The 2,540-nt window shown below is 52.5% G+C and carries 9 tRNA genes and 1 rRNA gene; all 10 read right to left on the bottom strand.

The annotated features are described in order from the left end of the window. Positions 1–11: 11 nt before the first annotated feature. The 10 genes from ACFVT5_RS43205 to ACFVT5_RS43250 all read right to left on the bottom strand — a co-directional run bounded on the left by ACFVT5_RS43205 (position 12) and on the right by ACFVT5_RS43250 (position 2,532). Positions 12–84: transfer RNA gene (locus ACFVT5_RS43205), tRNA-Thr, on the bottom strand. Positions 85–87: 3 nt separating this feature from the next. Continuing rightward, positions 88–163, bottom strand: a tRNA-Val gene (locus ACFVT5_RS43210). Between the two features lie 27 nt (positions 164–190). Further along, a tRNA-Glu gene (locus ACFVT5_RS43215) sits at positions 191–265 on the bottom strand. Positions 266–268: 3 nt separating this feature from the next. Beyond that, positions 269–359, bottom strand: a tRNA-Ser gene (locus ACFVT5_RS43220). Positions 360–362: 3 nt separating this feature from the next. After that, positions 363–437: transfer RNA gene (locus ACFVT5_RS43225), tRNA-Asn, on the bottom strand. 6 nt (positions 438–443) lie between these two features. Beyond that, positions 444–520, bottom strand: a tRNA-Ile gene (locus tag ACFVT5_RS43230). A 100-nt stretch (positions 521–620) separates the two neighbouring features. Further along, a 16S ribosomal RNA gene (locus ACFVT5_RS43235) occupies positions 621–2,170 on the bottom strand. Between the two features lie 98 nt (positions 2,171–2,268). After that, positions 2,269–2,342 (bottom strand) — tRNA-Gly (locus ACFVT5_RS43240). Between the two features lie 11 nt (positions 2,343–2,353). Next, a tRNA-His gene (locus ACFVT5_RS43245) sits at positions 2,354–2,429 on the bottom strand. Positions 2,430–2,458: 29 nt separating this feature from the next. Beyond that, positions 2,459–2,532 (bottom strand) — tRNA-Trp (locus tag ACFVT5_RS43250). Positions 2,533–2,540: the final 8 nt, after the last annotated feature.

Consider the following 2,540-nt stretch of genomic DNA (forward strand, 5'->3'; position numbering starts at 1 on the left):
CTCATAAAGAGTGCCGACTAGAGGACTTGAACCCCCAACCTACTGATTACAAGTCAGTTGCTCTACCAATTGAGCTAAGTCGGCATATGGTGGAGGATGACGGGATCGAACCGCCGACCCCCTGCTTGTAAGGCAGGTGCTCTCCCAGCTGAGCTAATCCTCCATGGATATGTAAAAAAATTTTTAAAAATGGTGACCCGTACGGGATTCGAACCCGTGTTACCGCCGTGAAAGGGCGGTGTCTTAACCGCTTGACCAACGGGCCTTATGGCGGAGAAGGAGGGATTTGAACCCTCGCGCCGCTTACACGACCTACACCCTTAGCAGGGGCGCCTCTTCAGCCACTTGAGTACTTCTCCATATGGCTCCGCAGGTAGGACTCGAACCTACGACCGATCGGTTAACAGCCGATAGCTCTACCACTGAGCTACTGCGGAATATCATGGTGGGCCTGAGTGGACTCGAACCACCGACCTCACGCTTATCAGGCGTGCGCTCTAACCAGCTGAGCTACAGGCCCATCTACCATATGAAAGAATCAAAGTTCCTTCAAAACTAAACAAGACAGGGAACGTTCTGTTTATAAGACCCAAGGTCTTATATTCCGTTAAAATCCTTAGAAAGGAGGTGATCCAGCCGCACCTTCCGATACGGCTACCTTGTTACGACTTCACCCCAATCATCTATCCCACCTTCGGCGGCTGGCTCCATAAAGGTTACCTCACCGACTTCGGGTGTTACAAACTCTCGTGGTGTGACGGGCGGTGTGTACAAGGCCCGGGAACGTATTCACCGCGGCATGCTGATCCGCGATTACTAGCGATTCCAGCTTCACGCAGTCGAGTTGCAGACTGCGATCCGAACTGAGAACAGATTTGTGGGATTGGCTTAACCTCGCGGTTTCGCTGCCCTTTGTTCTGCCCATTGTAGCACGTGTGTAGCCCAGGTCATAAGGGGCATGATGATTTGACGTCATCCCCACCTTCCTCCGGTTTGTCACCGGCAGTCACCTTAGAGTGCCCAACTGAATGCTGGCAACTAAGATCAAGGGTTGCGCTCGTTGCGGGACTTAACCCAACATCTCACGACACGAGCTGACGACAACCATGCACCACCTGTCACTCTGCCCCCGAAGGGGAAGCCCTATCTCTAGGGTTGTCAGAGGATGTCAAGACCTGGTAAGGTTCTTCGCGTTGCTTCGAATTAAACCACATGCTCCACCGCTTGTGCGGGCCCCCGTCAATTCCTTTGAGTTTCAGTCTTGCGACCGTACTCCCCAGGCGGAGTGCTTAATGCGTTAGCTGCAGCACTAAGGGGCGGAAACCCCCTAACACTTAGCACTCATCGTTTACGGCGTGGACTACCAGGGTATCTAATCCTGTTCGCTCCCCACGCTTTCGCTCCTCAGCGTCAGTTACAGACCAGAGAGTCGCCTTCGCCACTGGTGTTCCTCCACATCTCTACGCATTTCACCGCTACACGTGGAATTCCACTCTCCTCTTCTGCACTCAAGTTCCCCAGTTTCCAATGACCCTCCCCGGTTGAGCCGGGGGCTTTCACATCAGACTTAAGAAACCGCCTGCGCGCGCTTTACGCCCAATAATTCCGGACAACGCTTGCCACCTACGTATTACCGCGGCTGCTGGCACGTAGTTAGCCGTGGCTTTCTGGTTAGGTACCGTCAAGGTGCCGCCCTATTTGAACGGCACTTGTTCTTCCCTAACAACAGAGCTTTACGATCCGAAAACCTTCATCACTCACGCGGCGTTGCTCCGTCAGACTTTCGTCCATTGCGGAAGATTCCCTACTGCTGCCTCCCGTAGGAGTCTGGGCCGTGTCTCAGTCCCAGTGTGGCCGATCACCCTCTCAGGTCGGCTACGCATCGTTGCCTTGGTGAGCCGTTACCTCACCAACTAGCTAATGCGCCGCGGGTCCATCTGTAAGTGGTAGCCGAAGCCACCTTTTATGTCTGAACCATGCGGTTCAAACAACCATCCGGTATTAGCCCCGGTTTCCCGGAGTTATCCCAGTCTTACAGGCAGGTTACCCACGTGTTACTCACCCGTCCGCCGCTAACATCAGGGAGCAAGCTCCCATCTGTCCGCTCGACTTGCATGTATTAGGCACGCCGCCAGCGTTCGTCCTGAGCCAGGATCAAACTCTCCGATAAAGTAGTTTGACTGACTACGCACATCGCTGTGCGATTTATTTAAAACTTTGAATTAACAGGTACGTTTTGTCTTGTTTAGTTTTCAAAGATCATTATAATGGAGCGGGTGATGAGAATCGAACTCACGACATCAGCTTGGAAGGCTGAGGTTTTACCACTAAACTACACCCGCAAAAATATGTATGGGGCGATTGATGGGAATCGAACCCACGAGTGCCAGAGCCACAATCTGGTGCGTTAACCACTTCGCCACAACCGCCATAATCTGAAGATGAATAAATAATATAGTGGCAGGGGCAGTAGGAATCGAACCCACACCGGAGGTTTTGGAGACCTCTGTTCTACCGTTAAACTATGCCCCTATTTATAA

This window comes from Streptomyces sp. NPDC058001 (assembly GCF_042886315.1).
Taxonomy (GTDB): Bacteria; Actinomycetota; Actinomycetes; order Streptomycetales; family Streptomycetaceae; genus Streptomyces.